We start from the raw sequence: 534 nt of genomic DNA on the forward strand, positions 1-534 counted from the left end.
CGCTTACCACTTTGTGATTCATGACTGGGGTGAAGTCGTAACAAGGTAACCGTAGGGGAACCTGCGGTTGGATCACCTCCTTACCTTAAAGAAGCGTTCTTTGTAGTGCTCACACAGATTGTCTGATGAAAATGAGCAGTAAAACCTCTACAGGCTTGTAGCTCAGGTGGTTAGAGCGCACCCCTGATAAGGGTGAGGTCGGTGGTTCAAGTCCACTCAGGCCTACCAAATTTGCACGGCAAATTTGAAGAGGTTTTAACTACATGTTATGGGGCTATAGCTCAGCTGGGAGAGCGCCTGCTTTGCACGCAGGAGGTCTGCGGTTCGATCCCGCATAGCTCCACCATCTCTGTAGTGATTAAATAAAAAATACTTCAGAGTGTACCTGCAAAGGTTCACTGCGAAGTTTTGCTCTTTAAAAATCTGGATCAAGCTGAAAATTGAAACACTGAACAACGAAAGTTGTTCGTGAGTCTCTCAAATTTTCGCAACACGATGATGAATCGCAAGAAACATCTTCGGGTTGTGAGGTTA

Annotated in this window: 2 tRNA genes and 1 rRNA gene; all 3 read left to right on the forward strand. The window is 45.7% G+C overall.

Annotated features, from left to right (window positions below):
• A 16S ribosomal RNA gene (locus E0D98_RS25645) occupies window positions 1-83 on the forward strand; the annotation flags it as partial.
• 68 nt (window positions 84-151) lie between these two features.
• Window positions 152-228, forward strand: a tRNA-Ile gene (locus E0D98_RS25650).
• 42 nt (window positions 229-270) lie between these two features.
• Window positions 271-346 (forward strand) — tRNA-Ala (locus tag E0D98_RS25655).
• The last annotated feature ends 188 nt before the right edge of the window (window positions 347-534 follow it).

It is taken from the genome of Escherichia sp. KCJ4928 (assembly GCF_004352695.1).
GTDB lineage: Bacteria > Pseudomonadota > Gammaproteobacteria > Enterobacterales > Enterobacteriaceae > ECMA0423.